Source organism: Siphonobacter sp. SORGH_AS_0500 (assembly GCF_031453245.1).
Taxonomy (GTDB): Bacteria; Bacteroidota; Bacteroidia; order Cytophagales; family Spirosomataceae; genus Siphonobacter.
The window spans coordinates 1562444-1578506 of the sequence record NZ_JAVIYT010000001.1 but is presented as its reverse complement, the minus strand read 5'-3'; the positions used below and the strand labels follow the sequence as shown (position 1 = coordinate 1578506).

Annotated in this window: 11 protein-coding genes; 4 read left to right on the top strand and 7 right to left on the bottom strand. The window is 45.2% G+C overall.

Features of this window, described 5'->3' with window-relative positions:
• The first annotated feature begins 100 nt into the window (after nucleotides 1–100).
• Together QE357_RS06495 and QE357_RS06490 are read left to right on the top strand one after the other, a co-directional pair.
• Nucleotides 101–610 carry a 2Fe-2S iron-sulfur cluster-binding protein gene (locus QE357_RS06495; RefSeq protein ID WP_309706458.1) on the top strand — a complete coding sequence of 170 codons (510 nt, stop codon included), beginning with the start codon at nucleotides 101–103 and terminating at the stop codon, nucleotides 608–610.
• Between the two features lie 29 nt (nucleotides 611–639).
• Nucleotides 640–2799, top strand: coding sequence for a molybdopterin cofactor-binding domain-containing protein (locus QE357_RS06490; RefSeq protein WP_309706457.1), 2160 nt, complete (start codon nucleotides 640–642; stop codon nucleotides 2797–2799).
• Nucleotides 2800–3168: 369 nt separating this feature from the next.
• Here QE357_RS06490 and QE357_RS06485 read toward each other — a convergent pair whose 3' ends face one another.
• The 5 genes from QE357_RS06485 to QE357_RS06465 all read right to left on the bottom strand — a co-directional run bounded on the left by QE357_RS06485 (nucleotide 3169) and on the right by QE357_RS06465 (nucleotide 9158).
• Complete coding sequence (locus QE357_RS06485) at nucleotides 3169–3738, bottom strand: transposase (protein WP_309706456.1); 570 nt, start codon at nucleotides 3736–3738, stop codon at nucleotides 3169–3171.
• 597 nt (nucleotides 3739–4335) lie between these two features.
• Nucleotides 4336–5352: a GntG family PLP-dependent aldolase gene (locus QE357_RS06480; RefSeq protein WP_309706455.1), complete on the bottom strand. Its 1017-nt coding sequence runs from the start codon at nucleotides 5350–5352 to the stop codon at nucleotides 4336–4338.
• Between the two features lie 9 nt (nucleotides 5353–5361).
• Complete coding sequence (gene purU, locus QE357_RS06475) at nucleotides 5362–6192, bottom strand: formyltetrahydrofolate deformylase (protein WP_307142435.1); 831 nt, start codon at nucleotides 6190–6192, stop codon at nucleotides 5362–5364.
• 462 nt (nucleotides 6193–6654) lie between these two features.
• A complete protein-coding gene (locus tag QE357_RS06470; RefSeq protein ID WP_309706454.1) occupies nucleotides 6655–7431 on the bottom strand; it encodes a DUF4476 domain-containing protein in 777 nt (258 codons plus the stop codon).
• A gap of 137 nt (nucleotides 7432–7568) precedes the next feature.
• Nucleotides 7569–9158: an ABC-F family ATP-binding cassette domain-containing protein gene (locus tag QE357_RS06465; RefSeq protein WP_309706453.1), complete on the bottom strand. Its 1590-nt coding sequence runs from the start codon at nucleotides 9156–9158 to the stop codon at nucleotides 7569–7571.
• 499 nt (nucleotides 9159–9657) lie between these two features.
• On the opposite strand from QE357_RS06465, the gene QE357_RS06460 reads away from it, so the two are divergent.
• Nucleotides 9658–10134 carry a PEGA domain-containing protein gene (locus tag QE357_RS06460; RefSeq protein WP_106636371.1) on the top strand — a complete coding sequence of 159 codons (477 nt, stop codon included), beginning with the start codon at nucleotides 9658–9660 and terminating at the stop codon, nucleotides 10132–10134.
• Nucleotides 10135–10229: 95 nt separating this feature from the next.
• On the opposite strand, the gene QE357_RS06455 is transcribed toward QE357_RS06460, so the two are convergent.
• Together QE357_RS06455 and QE357_RS06450 are read right to left on the bottom strand one after the other, a co-directional pair.
• Nucleotides 10230–11669 (bottom strand): SusD/RagB family nutrient-binding outer membrane lipoprotein, encoded by a 1440-nt coding sequence (locus QE357_RS06455; protein ID WP_106636370.1) that lies wholly within the window; start codon nucleotides 11667–11669, stop codon nucleotides 10230–10232.
• A gap of 46 nt (nucleotides 11670–11715) precedes the next feature.
• Complete coding sequence (locus QE357_RS06450) at nucleotides 11716–14907, bottom strand: SusC/RagA family TonB-linked outer membrane protein (protein WP_309706452.1); 3192 nt, start codon at nucleotides 14905–14907, stop codon at nucleotides 11716–11718.
• 564 nt (nucleotides 14908–15471) lie between these two features.
• Between QE357_RS06450 and QE357_RS06445 the strand changes: the two genes are divergently transcribed.
• On the top strand, nucleotides 15472–15885 hold the full coding sequence (locus tag QE357_RS06445) for a DoxX family protein (protein ID WP_307142430.1): 414 nt from the start codon (nucleotides 15472–15474) through the stop codon (nucleotides 15883–15885).
• Nucleotides 15886–16063 lie beyond the last annotated feature (178 nt).

The following is a 16063-nucleotide window of genomic DNA, read 5'->3' as shown; positions in this document are numbered from 1 at the left end:
TATGAAAATCAAACACCCTCCCTTACTAGGTGCCGATCCCTGAAATATTACTTATCTTTGATTTATCACTGCGAGCTAATCCCCTACTATCTAATTCATTATGGCACAAACGAAACTTACGGTCAATGGTAAAGCTTATACCATTGACGTCGATCCTGAGATGCCACTTCTCTGGGCTATTCGCGATTTTGTAGGTCTGAAAGGCACCAAATTTGGTTGCGGTATGGCTCAGTGCGGAGCTTGTACAGTTCACCTGAACGGTACCCCCATTCGCTCCTGCTCCACTCCCGTTTCGGTAGTAAAAGGTCAGAAAATTACCACCATTGAAGGCATCGGTACCCCCGATCATTTACACGCCGTTCAGCAAGCCTGGATTGATGAGCAGGTAACCCAATGCGGTTATTGCCAGTCGGGCCAGATTATGAGTGCGGTAGCTTTATTAAAAGAAAAGCCCAAACCCACCGACGAAGACATTGACCTGTACATGCAGGGTAACATTTGCCGTTGCGGCACCTATCAGCGGGTTCGGAAAGCCATTCACCGGGCGGCGGAAAGCGTTCAAAACACGACGGTTCCTACCAGTAAAAAGACGGCTAGTCTGGAAAAATAATCGCTCGTTCCACCCTTACGCTTCAGGCAATGAAATCATTAGCAATCAATCGTCGGAATTTTCTTAAAACCGGAGGCTCGGCCAGTGTGCTCCTGGCTCTGGGGTTTTCAATTCCGGCTCATTCTGAGGACGTTGTCCTCCATAAAATCCCCCAGACGACGTTAGGTCTGGAATTCAGTCCGTATATCCTTATTGACGATACCGGAAAAATTACCATTCTGAATCCACGCCCCGACATGGGCCAGGGAACGTATCAGTCGATGCCCGCTTTGGTGGCAGAAGAACTGGAAGTTTCCATGGATCAGATTCACATCAGCCAGACCAATGGGCAGGGTAAATACGGTTCGCAGCTTTCGGGCGGCAGTTCGTCGGTTCGTACGCGTTGGTTACCCATGCGGAAAGCTGGTGCGGCGGTCAAGGAAATGCTCATTCAAGCCGCTGCCAACAAATGGCAGGTTTCGCCCGAAGAATGCTACGCGAAGGAGGCAAAGGTGTTTCATAAGCCTTCCGGCAAATCTTTTACTTATGCCGAACTGGTAGGGGATGCTTCCAAACTGGACGTTCCTAAAAATCCGAAACTGAAAGACCCAAAAGATTTCAAACTACTCGGTAAAAGCATGCCGAAACCCGACGTGCCGTTGAAGGTCACAGGAACGGCTGAATTCGGGATTGACGTGGACCTACCGGGCATGCTATACGCCAGTATCGAACGTTGTCCTGCCATCCACGGAAAAGTGGAATCGTTTGATGGAGCCGCCGCTCTGAAAGTACCCGGCGTGAAGAAAGTATTAAAAGCCGAGCGGGCCATGCCTCATAAGACGGTAGAAACGGTAGCCGTATTAGCTACTAGTTACTGGGCGGCTTTGCAGGGACGTAAGAAACTAAAAATCAAATGGGCTGCGGTTGACAACAACGTATTATCAACCGAGAAATTTTCCGCCCAGATGCACGAACTGGCGAAACAGGACGGGCATGATTTTGAAGGAAATCAGGGCGATTTTGCGAAGGCTTACGGGGAAGCACCTAAGAAAATTCAGGCGACTTATGAAACCCCCTTCGCGGCTCACGCCGCGATGGAACCCGTGAATGCTACAGTTTGGGTAAAGGATGATTCCGTGGAAATCTGGGCTCCCGTGCAGGGACCGGACGGAACCATTGGTGAACTTTCCCAGTACCTCGGCCTGAAACCTGAACAGGTGAAGGTCAACGTAACTTTCCTGGGTGGAGCCTTTGGCCGGAAAGCGTATCTGGACTTTGTGAAAGAAGCTGCTTATTTATCCAAACAGGCGAAAGCTCCGGTAAAACTTATCTGGACGCGGGAAGACGACATGACCCAGGGACCTTACCGTCCGGCCATGCTGAGCGTGCTGGAAGGCGGCATTGATGCAAACGGCCAAGTAACGGCCCTGCACCATAAGATCATCTCTGAGTCTATTCAAAAACAGGTTTTCAAAGCAAACATCACGGGTAAGGCCGATGGCTGGGCGGAAGAAGGCGTTGGAGCCAAGGACAGCCCGATGGCTATTCCCAACATCCGCCGGAGTTATCTGAATGCCTCCACGGATTTACCCATTCTCTGGTGGCGTTCGGTGTATGCGTCTACCAATGTATTCGGTCATGAATCGTTTGTAGATGAGTTGGCTCACGCCGCTGGGAAAGATCCGCTGGACCTGCGACTGGAGTTATTTAAAGACTCGCCCCGTTTCGTGAAAGTTCTGGAGACGGTGGCCGAAAAGTCGGGATATCGCGAACAGTTGCCTTCGGGTAAAGCTCGCGGCATGGCTATTGCCCGTTCGTTCAGCACCATTTGTGCCCACGTGTTTACGGTGGCAAAAACGGCGGATGGAATCAAGATTGAGAAAGTAGTATCGGTGATCGACTGCGGTATGACGGTTAACCCGGATAACATCAAGGCTCAGACTGAAAGTAACGTAGTGTATGGTCTAACGGCAGCTTTAAAAAGCCCCATCGTCTTTGCCAACGGAGCCGTCCAGCAGAGTAATTTCCATAATTACCCGGTACTTCGAATCAACGAAATTCCGCAGATGCAAGTACATATCATTGAAAATCAGGAAGCCCCCGGCGGCGTGGGCGAACCCGGCTTACCGCCCATCGCTCCCGCTCTAGCCAATGCACTGTTTAACCTGACGGGAAAACGGCAGCGGAAGTTTCCTTTGGAGTTGGTGTAGGTTTATCTATTCAACTTTAGGAAAGTTTTCACGGATGCTTACCAGTTTCCCCTCATTCACTTGGTTCTGCCAAGTGAATGAGGGGAAACTGTCTTTTTTTGCAGTCGCTCGGCTCTGCCAAACGACTGCAAAATAGATTTTCTCTTCTCTGGCATCTCGAACGAAGAGAGAGAACTTACTGGGCGTTTGGAATTTGCTTGATGAAAAACCGAAACCTTTTTTGAACTCTAAGCAAGGTCCTTCGCTTCAATCTGGATGACAGTTGGATAGTTAGCTATTGATTATTGAAAATGAATTTAGTTCAGCAGGTTATTTTGACTTTTCAACTTTGCTCCCTTCATAGCAGGTTTCTCCACCAGCCATTTGCATTCAAAAGCGGTCCATATAATGAGTCAACATTCCCCAACGATCTATTCCTTTTTCATAGTAATTAGCTGAAGACCAGCTATACTCCTCTGGATGCTTCGAGAGGTTCCAATGTGCTTGTAAGGGATTTAAATGAATATACTGAAGCTTTTGTTCACATACAGTCCTACTATACATATTTACAGCTAAAGGATCTCTCTGCCAAAATTGATAACATCTATCTTTTTTTTCGACAGAAAATCTTTCTAAAACTACTGGATGATTAATCCTTAGATCTGCCTGAAGTTGATGGGCAGTCCATTTCATAAAACTAGTGTTGGGTAATTCTTTCCCATTCATATCTAACATTTCCCATACTAGATGCACATGATTAGGCATGATTACAAATCCATAAACTTTGATTTTTCTGCGAAGAATTAAATTTGTTAAACTACTAATTATTAATTCTTTATACTTATCTGGCTTTAGAAGATGCTTCCATCCTACAATACTTGCTGTCCAGAAATATACCTCATTTAAGTACATTTTTGATATTCTCTTCTCTGTGACTGAACTGCTACTATTTATGGTCATAATAAGGTTGCACTGATTAACTTCTCAATATATTGACATTATCTATTAGTACTTTTCTCTCAATCTGATAGTTATCAAACGGTACTTACATAAAAATGGCTGGTGAGGACACCAGCCATGGTAAACACGTTAACCTGCCGCCATGGTTGGTGTCCTCACCAACCATCATTCCTTCTCATAACAAGCCTTATTTAACTTCCACTAAAATGGCTGGTGGGGACACCAGCCATGGGAAAATACGTTAATCTACCGCCATGGTTGGTGTACTCACCAGCCATCATTCCTTCTCATAACAAGCCTTATTTAACTTCCACTAAAATGGCTGGTGGGGACACCAGCCATGGGAAATACGCTAACCTGCATGGTTGGTGTCCTCACCAACCCTCACTCTTTCTCATGAAAAACCCTACCTAACTTCCACTAAAATGGCTGGTGGGGACACCAGCCATGGGAAAATACGTTAATCTACCGCCATGGTTGGTGTCCTCACCAACCATCATTCCTTCTCATGAAAAACCCTACCTAACTTCCACAAAAAATGGCTGGTGAGACACCAGCCATGGGAAAAGAGCTAAGCTTTCTAACAACTCGTATCCATCAACTCACAACCAACCGCCGTTCCAACTCCTCCAAGTGATCATCATGCAAATCCAAGTGAGTAACCATGCGAACTTTATCTTTTCCGAATACAGCACAGCGAATGCCTTTTTCGTTCAGTTTCTGCACGTAATCAGTAGCCAGTAAACCTTCGGCCAACTGGAAGATAACTATGTTGGTATGAACGGGTAATACCTCAACTACCTCGGGTACGCGGCGGACCATTCCTTCGATAACTTTGGCCCGCTGATGATCTTCTTTTAGCCGATTCACGTGATGATCTAGAGCGTAGATTCCGGCTGCGGCGAGGTAACCTGCCTGTCGCCAGCCACCGCCAAAGCGTTTCCGCACCCGACGAGACTTCTTAATAAACTCTTTGGTCCCTAATAGCAGCGAACCTACTGGACAACCCAGGCCTTTGGACAGACAAATCGAAATCGAATCAAATACTTCGCCGTACTGAGCCGGACTCTCCCCCGTTTCTATCAAGGCGTTAAAAAGACGAGCACCGTCTAAATGCAGGCTTAAGCCATTTTCTACACAAACCGTCTTAATCCGCTGAATTTCGGTAAGGTCGTAAAAACATCCCCCACCTTTATTTACCGTATTTTCCAGCGAAACCAACCGGGAAATGGGAGCGTGAATATCATCCGCTTTGATGCTATCGCGGACTTGTTCGGCATTAATTCTGCCGTAATCGCCCGTTAATAAAGTTGCCGAAACCAACGAATTACTCATCATTCCACCCCCTTCGTACAGATAAATGTGCGACAGAGCATCACAGATCACTTCGTCACCCGGCGTGGTATGTACTTTAATAGCAATCTGGTTGGTCATGGTGCCGGAAGGACAGAACAAAGCCGCCTCGTAACCAAAAAGTCGGGCGGCTTTTTCTTCCAAAGCATTCACCGTTGGGTCATCCTGAAAAACATCATCCCCTACCGGAGCCGCAAACATGGTTTCCAGCATCTCTTTCGTAGGACGGGTAAGGGTATCGGAACGCAAATCAATCGTCATGGGAAGTCCTTATTCAAATACAACTGTCTTATTATTCTTCACAAAAACCCGATCCTCGAAGACGAGCTTAAGGGCTTTTGCCAACGCCATTTTCTCCACATCACGGCCCGCTGCGGCTAGTTCCTGCCAAGTTTTGGTGTGATTAACCGGAATCACTTCCTGGGTAATGATGGGGCCTTCATCCAAATGCTCATTAACAAAGTGTGCGGTGGCTCCAATGATTTTAACGCCCCGCTCAAAAGCCTGCCGGTATGGATTGGCTCCTACAAACGCGGGCAAAAACGAATGGTGAATATTAACCATCCGATTCGCAAAGTGCTGCTGGAATTCAGGGGAAAGAATTCGCATGTATTTTGCTAATACCACATAATCAGCCGGATAGGTTCCCAGCACGGATAAGACGGCGGCTTCGTGCTCTTCCCGCGAGAGGCCTTCGTGCGAAATCAGATGGAAAGGTAGGTTGAATTTCTCGACCAGCGGTCGCAACACATCGTGATTGGCCACTACCGCCAGAATGTTGAAATTCAAATCTTTATACGCATTCCGTATTAACAAATCACTTAGACAGTGGTGCTCCTTAGTAGCGAGTATAACCACGTCTTTCGGACGATTGGTATTCAGAGAAATGGTTACCGAATCAGGCAAAATGCCTCCTAAGGCATTCATAATTTTCTCTTCCTGGCACTCACCAGAGAATTCCGTACGCATGTAAAAATGGCCGTGCGTACGATCTACGAATTCGTCGTTACGAATCAAATTCAGCTCGTGGTGGTACAACACCCCGGAAACTTTATGAACCAGTCCTTTTTCGTCAGGACAATCAATGCGAAGAATATACAAGGAACCGTCTTTTTAATAATGACAACTTCTTACAAAAAACGTCAATCCTGACGGTGTGTACAAGTAGTTTGGTCTGAGTAAGTTTGATTTGTTTGAGAAGGATAAGCCTAGTTTGAGCGGTTGGATACAGATTGAATTGTTCGATAGGTAGGACTTATCCAACCTATTCCTTACCTCTCCTGTAGATATGGCTGGCAGCGAAACTTAACGGCATTCCTGAAATCAATGGGTTGCCAAACTTTCTCTACTCCGCTGCCAGCACTACCCTTTTGATAACCTACATGCCCACTAAACACTGCTGCCAGCGAAACTTAACAGCATTCCTGAGATTAATGGGTTGTCAAACTTTCTCTGCTCCGCTGCCAGCTTTTCCGCTGGCTGCACTACCCTTCTTCAAACCCCAAATCAACTAAACATAACTGGCAGCGAAACAGCGAAAAGATGGCCAAACGTTACGACTCGCTACATGCCTTCACAGTAAGCCCTTAACTCTTTCTGATCTGAATCGAAGGAGAACTGATCGTAAATAATTTCGAAATTAGAACGATCAACTACTGAATCCCAGCCCAGTTTAGCTACTTCCAGCCTCTCTTTTGGAGTATCAAACTGCTTAATGATCTCGGTTAACTGCTGCACATTGAATACCTGTTTTGCCAGCGTTTGCTTCATAAAATCCAGCCGCTTTTCCTTCGCAGTTCGCTGGATCGCTTTGAGGTATTGCTCCAGTTGATCGGCAGTCATTACCTCGTCAGACTTAGCTGGCATTTCCTGGGAACGATTCTGCTTCATAGTTTCTTCCGTGGGCTTACTTCCTGGCATTAACCGATTCGCGTTTGGATTCACATTTTCATCTGGTAGCTGCCGCATCTGATCCGGCTCCTGTTGAGGTTGATACTGGTAGGAACGGTTCATTTCGCCCGTATGGACGGGTATCGTTTTCTGAATTCGAAAGCCGTACTGCGGGTGTAAAATTGCCATCGTCCGGGTTTCAGGATTCAGCATTACGACCTGCCGAAACATTACGTTTCGGCCCTGATAAACCGTAACCTGAGCTCGTCCGGGATCCAGATCAAAAAAGCGATAGCGTCCCGTTGCGTTGGTAATGGACTGATCATTAACCATAACGGTTAGCCGCCCCCCGATGGGCGTTTCCAGAAAAAATTCCACATCCGCAAAGGCATTGCTCCAACTGAGCATTGCCAGCAAGGCAGAAAACACAATTAATTTCTTCGTTCTCATGGCTGTAAAGGCTTCTTTTCATTTTGACCAAAACTACCCCATTTCGTTCAACCTCTCCCGTTAAAATGACTTAAAATCGATGGGGCTATGCCGGGACTCTCCTTACCAGACCCATTCCCGCGACTACGCAAATTGGACTACAGCGAAATTGTAGAATCAATCTGCATTTCATTGATGAAAAAAAGGTCGTGAGAAATGATGAGCATCGCTCCTTTAAAACTCTTTAACGATTCCGTCAGTACTTTCTGACTTTGCACATCCAGATTGTTTGTCGGTTCATCCAGAATTAAAAGATCTGTCGTCTCTGTACTAACCGATAAACAACACAGGCTCAGTTTCATCTTTTCCCCACCGCTTAGGCCCTCACATTTCCGATCCCATGCTTCTTTTGGAAATTGATGTTGGTGCAGTAGCATCTTCAGTTCATGCTCGGGTACATGGCGACTGTTATATTTTTCTATTTGTTCAATAATCGTCAAGCCATTGTCAATCATAGCATATTCCTGATCAAGGTAAAGAAACTTAGAATCGACTTTAAAAATTTCACCTTCAGCGGGTACTAAATCACCCATCAACAGCTTCAGTAAAGTAGTCTTGCCAGAACCATTGTTCCCAGAAATTCGAATTCGTTCCCCCGAACGAATCTGAATAGTTAAAGGCTTCTGCCAAAGCATTTGATCCTGATAACTGAAATTGATACTTTTGGCCTCAATCAGTAGCTTACCCGGATGCAAATCGGAACTTCCCAAATCAATCCTTAAGGTTTGGTAATGCTGAATTTGAGTTCTGATCGTTCTCAGATGATCCGTCAATTCATTCATTTTCTCCTGATGTACTTCCTTCAGTTTAGCCGTACTTTGTTCCGCCTGACTTTTTCTTCTACTTGCAAGTATTTTAGGCAAGGCTAGTTTTTGTCCGTGAGCTTTCCCACGGGCTTCTTTTTTATTGCGTTGTTCGGCTACTTCGCGGGCTTTTTGCTGGGTTTGTTTTAGCGTTTTTTCATTTTCTTCTAACTTCGATTGAAGAGCATTTAATTTCCCTTCTTTCTGAGCTTCATAAAAAGCATAGTTCCCTCCATACACTTCGATTCCGTTTGCACTTAATTCTAGCGTCTGATCGAGCAGATTTAACAACGTTCGATCGTGACTAACTACCAGCATAGTGGATTTACTCTGGTTAACAAACTCATAAAGCAGCTCCCGGCTTTGTGAATCCAGATGGTTAGTGGGCTCATCAAGTAGCATAACTTTGGGGCTAGCCAGAGAAGCTCCCGCAAGAAAAACCTTGGTTTTTTCACCTCCACTCAAGTTTTTAATTTTCTCAGAAAGAGCCAGATACTCTATCTGCCAATACGCCATTGCTTCCCGAACCCGTTCTTCGATCTCCCAGTCATCTCCTAACTCCGCGAAATTTTCTGCTTCGACATGGCCTGCTAAAATCGCGTAAAGGGCCTTCAATTTTTGGTCAATGCCTAATAATTCCGCAACGGTATATGCATCGTACTGCCCTAGTTGTTGCGGTACGTAATAGGGTTTTTCCAGAAAAATGCTTTCGCCTGCCGAAGCCTTTAAATAGCCCGCAATGATTTGTAATAAAGTAGATTTTCCCGACCCATTATTCCCTACTAAAGCGGCTTTTTCTCCCGTTTGCAGCGAGAAATGAAGGTTATGAAATAGAGGTTGGTAATCGGGATGTATATAGGAAAGAGCATTCACGATCATACTCATGATGTGAGAAATTTAAAGCCTGAACAATAAAGAAAGTATATTGATTAATTCTCAGGAATTAACCTAGAAACGACACCAAGGGGTGTTTCGAAAAGAAGGAATTCACATGAATCTAAGTATTAGCCACGCCAGATTAAGAGGCGTCGGCGAATTGGTATTGTTACCAAAACATTCTGTTCTTCAGAATTAAAGACGGCAGGCACCATCTATTACTTAGATCTCACATACAAAAAGAAAAGTTGGATATAATACTGCAAAAGTAATACAAAAGGCCTTCTATTAAAATAACAGAGCCAAATTTCATTTATAATGGGCTCATGCTCAGGGCAAGACTAATTAAACTACCCTTACTTCAAACGAAAGGAATAGTTTGAATCCATTTTTATGATATTTTTGCCTGTACCCTTATTGTAAAAACAAATTACGGTTAGTCCACCGAGTTGAACCCTTTTGAGAGTCTTAAACCATTCTCAAAAAACCACCTAATTTAATCTCTTTCATGAAAAAATTTCTAGTACCTCTTCTAGTGCTCAGCATTAGCCTAACCAACTGTACTACAATTATCAATGGATCCAAGCAATCCGTTAGCGTTCTTAGTCGCCCTACGGGTGCAGACGTGTATGTGGATGGGCAACTGGCCGGGAAAACGCCCATGTATGCGAATGTGAAACGGAAAAATGGTCATGCAATCCGAGTAGTGATGGATGGTTATGAGCCTTACGAAGTGGGCCTTACCCGTAAACTGGATGGTTGGGTGTTTGGTAACATCATTTTCGGAGGAATTATTGGCTTAATTATCGATGCTTCTACGGGTTCCATGTATAAGCTTACGCCAAATGAAATCAAAGCCCGATTAGCAGGAGGAGATACGCAAACTACTTCGGTTGAGCACCAAAAAGACGGCGTTTATATTCTGGTAACTATGAATCCCGATCCTTCCTGGGAAAAAATTGGAACGCTGGAAAAAGCGAAGTAACTCATCCGTATTTTCGTTAGTGCAGGTCATCAACTAAAAATGAGCGGGGTATGACCCCGCTCATTCACTGAAAACTGTAAACCCACAACGAAAAACTAATTTACGTCAAACCAAAGTTTGGTCGTCAGTAGATCCGTTCCCTGATTGGCTACAGCGGCTTTATAACTGGCATTATTCAAGGCCTGTTCTCCCGTCGGATACGTTAGACGAACGGGCATCTTTCCATTCAGAACACCCGCATACGCTGGTGTTAACTGCGGATAATCCAGACGACGCCATTCCGCAAAAGCTTCCTGACTTTCGCCGAACAAAGCCAGCCATTTCTGCTCGCCAATTGACTTCTTATAATTTGCCGCATTATACGCCACCGAAGGCTGAGCCAGATACGTAGTAATAGCCGTAGAAGCTACATTGTATTGCTGTAAAGATGCTGTAACAGCCTGCTGGTATAAAGTTGCCGCGTTGTCCTGAATGAGGCCACGCTGGGCGGCTTCGGCCAGGTTAAATAATACTTCGGCATAATTCAGAAATACCGCCGGAGCCGAAGGAGCTGTGAAGTAATCGCCCAGCTTTGACGTTCGGGTAAAGCCTAATCGGGCGGCTGAGTCAGCGGGTAAGCCGTTCGTTACACCTACATAACCTAGTGGTGTAGCATCTACCGTGCGGTTTACGTAAATGCTCAATCGAGGGTCATTCAACTGCAATAGCTTATCAACGATGCTTTTACTCACCCGGTAATCATCCCGCGTTTCCCGATCCCGGCTCACGGGGTTTTGGTTCGGAGAAGTCAGATACGTGAACTTCGCGTTTTCGTCATTACTGGCAATCAAGTCACTTTTCGCTAAGCCTGCAATAACCGTCCGGGCTGCCGTAGCATCCCGATCCGCCAGACGCAGGGCAATCCGCAGACGCAGGGAATTTGCAAATTTCTTCCAGCGAGTCATGTTACCATTATACACCACATCCCCCGAAATCGTATTCGCTCCGCTAACGTCAATCAACGAAATGGCTTTCTGTAAATCATTCAATAAGCCAGCGTACACGTCTTTCTGAGCATCGTATTTCGGCGTCAGGTAGTCGTTAATATTCAAAGCCTGGCTATAAGGAATATCTCCGTATAAATCCGTTAGCATCTGAAATGACCATGACTTCATGATGATACCAACGGCCTGATAATTCGGATTATTTGCCCGTTCTCCCAGCTTAATGACCTCCGCAAAGTCATTGATCCCCTGGGTATACGTATTCGTCCAGATGTTCTGAATATTTGTTGGACTCGTCGTATATTTATCTACGTCAGTATACTGAATCTTCGCCCAATATTGTACAAACAGCGTCGTCGTTTCCATCGAAGCATCCGAACCCATTACTAAATCGGCACTGGATTTCAGAGCATTCGTTAATAGGTAATCGGGTTGAGCCACCGTGGCTTCGTTGGGATTTCGATTAATATCTTCCAGTTCCTTCTGGCAGGCCGTTAACCCGGCTACCAGCGTCAGCGGAAGGATCAGTTTCGTGAAACTCTTGATTTTCATAACAATGAATATGTTGAAGTAAGGCTGAGCTTACGTATGATTTTCCCTAGAAATTGATATTCAGATTAACGCCGTAACTTCTCGTTGAAGGCAACTGTAATGATTCCAGCCCCTGAGCATTGCCCGTATTGAAAGCTGTTTCAGGGTCGATGTTGGGAGCATTCTTCTGGAGGAAAGCCAGGTTACGACCAATCAGCGATACCGAAGCTCCCTGCAAATGCAGACGACGCACAAAATCCTGAGGAATGGCGTACGTCAGGCGTACTTCGCGAAGCTTAATGAATGAAGCATCGAACACACTGGCTTCATTTACCCCAGCACTGTTGCTATACAGATATTTGTAATAACGCTCGGCGGGAACGATCACTTTGTTAGCCGAACCATCGGCCGCTACGCCATTGAAAATAATTCCGTCTGAATACACGCGTTCGCCACCCGGAGCCGTCGAACCCGTCACTGGAATCGGCGTAGAGGAGGTGTTATTTCCAGCGTAGTAATACGAAAGTCCACCGTGCTCAGCGTCCCGACCGGGTAAGGTCGATTCCAACACACCCGTATAACGTCCGGTAGCGTTGGTGGCCGAGTAAATCTGACCGCCCTGTTTGGTATCAATCAGAACACTTAGATTCCAACCTTTGTAGCTGAATGTATTGGTAATACCGCCAATCCACTTCGGCGTGAAATATCCCAGCGTTTTCTGGTTTGGATCTTTCTGAGGTAACCCATTCGCTCCTACGACCACTTCACCGCGTTCGTTACGTTGATAGGCGGTACCATATAAAGCTCCGTAACGCTGACCCACGCTGGCTAATACCCGCGTAGTACCGTTGCTACCCAATACATATTGCTTTAGTAAACCCGCTTTATCCAACTCTACCACTTTACTTACGTTCCGTGAAAAGTTAACCGTCACATTCCATTTAAAGCCACCAGAAGTTTGTACGGGCGTGCCACTTAACTGCACTTCAAAGCCACGGTTATTGATCTTACCCGCATTGATTAACTGTTGCTTGAAACCCGTGGCCGGGCTAATATCGGCCTGCAAAATCTGATTGAAACTGTCCGTATTGTAGTAACTTACATCAAATCGAGCCCGATTTTTCAGAAACGCCATTTCCAGACCAATTTCGCTCGACTGCGTAATCTCTGGTTTCAGGTTTGGATTCAGGAATACGTCCGATACCGTCAGTAACGGATTACTTCCAAAAGGCTGATTGAAAGGATAGGTATTCACGATTTGATAAGGATCGGTATCCTTACCTACCTGGGCCCAACCTCCGCGAATTTTCGCAAATGACAGCCAGTTAGTTCTGATGTTCAGGGCTTCCGTTAAGACCACACTCGCATTTACCGAAGGATAGAAATACGAGTTATTGGCCGCAGGTAACGTCGATGACCAGTCATTCCGGGCCGTTAAGTTTAAGAAGGCATAATTACGGAAACCGACCTGAGCTGAAGCGTATAAACTATACACCCGACGACGCGTAAACTGGTTACTGGAAACCAGCGGATCGCGTGAGTTCATCAGCGTATACAAATCGCTAACCGCCAGACGTGGAGCCTGCTGATAGTTTCGCTCGAAGAAATTACTGCGAACGTTACCCCCCACCAGACCTTCCAGATCAAAATCATCGCTGAGTTTACGATTAAAATTCAGTGCAAAATCTGTGTTATTCTCGTTTACGATGTATGCATCTTCCGCATAAGAGCCGAAAGGCGTACCATTCGTGCCATAGGAAATTTTGGATTTACGTTTATCAACGTAAAAATCATTACCCGTCCGCACCAGTGCTGAAAGCCAGTCGTTGATTTTATAAGTAACGTTCACATTTCCGAAGAAACGGTCCCGACGCTGTCCGTTGGTGTTTTCGTAAAGTAATAAATACGGGTTGCTGTAATAACTATGGTTCCAGTTAAAATCACGCTCTCCATTGGCCCGGTAATCTTTGAGTAACTCTGTATCAACCTGACGACCGAACCACAGGAATTGCAGCATTACGCTGGAACCACGTCCACCCAAAGCCGAAAGGTTATCCGATTCTGAACGAATGAAGTTCGCACTGGTATTGATGGTAAGTCGATCATTTAACCGATAGGACGCATTAACTGCGAAGTTATTCTTGGTAATGTCCGTGTTTGGAATCACCCCGGTTTGACGGGTATTATTGAACGAAAAGCGGTAATCAAACTTCTCATCAGATCCCGCTACGGATACGCCTAAGTTCGTCGTATGCCCTTTCACGAAGAAGTTCTTTACGTTATCGGGGTGAGCGACGAAGGGTACTGCCTGCCCTTTCGAAAAGAACTGCGGTAATAAACGACCATCCATTTTGGGCCCCCAGCTTTCGTCGGTGCCGTCATTCAGCCCGCCGCCTTTTCCGTCTTTGTACGAAAACAAACCGCCCGTTCCCTGTCCGTATACGTTCTGGTAATCAGGTAATACTAATAAACTTTCTACCGTATGACCAGCGTTCAGAGTAACTCCTAAGCCTTTTTGCTGACCACTGCGACCGATTTTAGTTTTGATCAGAATCACACCGTTAGCCGCCCGCGAACCATACAGAGCCGCCGCGTTGGGGCCTTTCAGTACGCTGATGCTTTCAATGTTATCAGGGTTAATATCCGCGATGGCATTGGCATAATCGCGGTTCGTGCCGGTGCTTCCAAACTGTGAGTTATCAACCGGAATTCCATCGACAATGAACAGGGGCTGGTTATTGCCTGCAATAGACGTTTCTCCACGAATGACGATCCGGGAAGAACCCATGTTACCCTGGCTGTTTGTGATGTTAACCCCGGCAATTTTACCAGATAAAGCATTGACCAGGTTAGGTTCGCGAGCCTGAGCTACGTCGTTACTTTTTAATTCCTGAACGGAATAACCCAGTGATTTTTTCTCTTTGGCAATCCCCAAAGCGGTAACCACGACTTCTTTCAAGGCCGATTCTTCTGCGTCCAGCGTAACGTTCAATACACCAGAAGCCGGTACCGCCAGTTCGACGGCTTTATAGCCAATAAATGAAAAACGAAGGGTTTCGCCCGATTGAGCAGTAACGGTATAGTTTCCTTCTGCGTTGGAAACTGTTCCGCGGGTTGTGCCTTTCACCTGCACAGTGACTCCCGTTAAAGGCTGATTATCAGCTTGCGACCGTATTGTGCCCGTTATTTGTTGGGCTAAAGCAGCCTGTACCTGTACCCATAAGAGTACTGGCAACAGCACTTTTAAAAGTTGTTGCATAAAAAGTAATAAAGTATAGAATGAAGAAAGGAGTTAATGAACGCGAAAGCTCAAAAGGCCAGTCAATTAACTAACGGTTAGTCAGACTTTTAATAACAAAGTCCCCTAACACCAGTACGAAAGAATTACTTTTTTTAGTAGACTCGATCGGGATACGGAAAGCAAAAAAGGTACACAGTAATTCATGGCTTCAAATAGACTATTATTTCTATAGACAAAATAAATATTTATTAATCTATCAAACAAGTAGATCAATAAATATTTATAAAAATTTACGATTGCCTACGCAATCCATAAGTATTAAGTATCTGTAAATCAATACTCTATAATTAGTTCAGATTAATTACTGTGCAATTTTCAAAGTAATAAGCGGTAATCTATACGTATGATTTTAAGGATAAGTAATCATTCCATTTTATATTTGATTATTCTTATTTAGAAAGAGTTTAGTTTCCAGTCAGAATTGTTGTTGAAAAACGGGCCGTTTGCTGCGGCGAAGCTTCAATTAAAATTCCTGACACCCAACTCATCTCAACTTTCATTCTACTGAAATCATAATCGTTTATGAGAAGACTTTTCTCTATTTCGTACACACTCTCTTCTATCAACTGGGCTACGCTGATTCTTCGCGTAGGATTTTCTCTGGCCATGCTACCGCACGGGTATCAAAAGCTGTCGAATTATGACCAGATGAGCCAAAAATTTATGAATTTCCTAGGTCTTGGAGCTCCTACGTCAGCAGCTCTGGCCATTTTTGCTGAATTTTTCTGCTCGATCTTGCTTGCTCTGGGCCTTTTTACTCGGATAGCTACTATTCCTCTGATTATTACCATGCTGGTAGCAGCTTTCATGGTCCACGGGGGTGATATTTTCGGTGAAGCAGAGATGGCCTTTCATTACCTGATTGCCTATGTTGTCATCCTGATTCTTGGCCCTGGCGATTTTAGCCTGGATAAAGTACTGAATAAGAAAATCTAGGAATCACCCGCAAAAAGCCCCTGAGTAATCATGCACTCAGGGGCTTTTTGTTTGCAATGGTCGGTCATTTAAATCACAAGAAAAGTCACCTCTACTCAAGAAAAACAGCCTCTTACCCAGACGCGATAAAGTCGCGTCTCTACTGGATCGTTGGATTGCTAGGATTTTTCGGATTGGC

What these genes read in the sequence shown, in the direction of transcription:
- QE357_RS06495 (WP_309706458.1), top strand. Translation starts at nt 101, where the DNA reads ATGGCACAAACGAAACTTACGGTCAATGGTAAAGCTTATACCATTGAC.
- QE357_RS06490 (WP_309706457.1), top strand. Translation starts at nt 640, where the DNA reads ATGAAATCATTAGCAATCAATCGTCGGAATTTTCTTAAAACCGGAGGC.
- QE357_RS06485 (WP_309706456.1), bottom strand. Translation starts at nt 3,738, where the DNA reads ATGACCATAAATAGTAGCAGTTCAGTCACAGAGAAGAGAATATCAAAA.
- QE357_RS06480 (WP_309706455.1), bottom strand. Translation starts at nt 5,352, where the DNA reads ATGACGATTGATTTGCGTTCCGATACCCTTACCCGTCCTACGAAAGAG.
- QE357_RS06470 (WP_309706454.1), bottom strand. Translation starts at nt 7,431, where the DNA reads ATGAGAACGAAGAAATTAATTGTGTTTTCTGCCTTGCTGGCAATGCTC.
- QE357_RS06465 (WP_309706453.1), bottom strand. Translation starts at nt 9,158, where the DNA reads ATGAGTATGATCGTGAATGCTCTTTCCTATATACATCCCGATTACCAA.
- QE357_RS06460 (WP_106636371.1), top strand. Translation starts at nt 9,658, where the DNA reads ATGAAAAAATTTCTAGTACCTCTTCTAGTGCTCAGCATTAGCCTAACC.
- QE357_RS06455 (WP_106636370.1), bottom strand. Translation starts at nt 11,669, where the DNA reads ATGAAAATCAAGAGTTTCACGAAACTGATCCTTCCGCTGACGCTGGTA.
- QE357_RS06450 (WP_309706452.1), bottom strand. Translation starts at nt 14,907, where the DNA reads ATGCAACAACTTTTAAAAGTGCTGTTGCCAGTACTCTTATGGGTACAG.
- QE357_RS06445 (WP_307142430.1), top strand. Translation starts at nt 15,472, where the DNA reads ATGAGAAGACTTTTCTCTATTTCGTACACACTCTCTTCTATCAACTGG.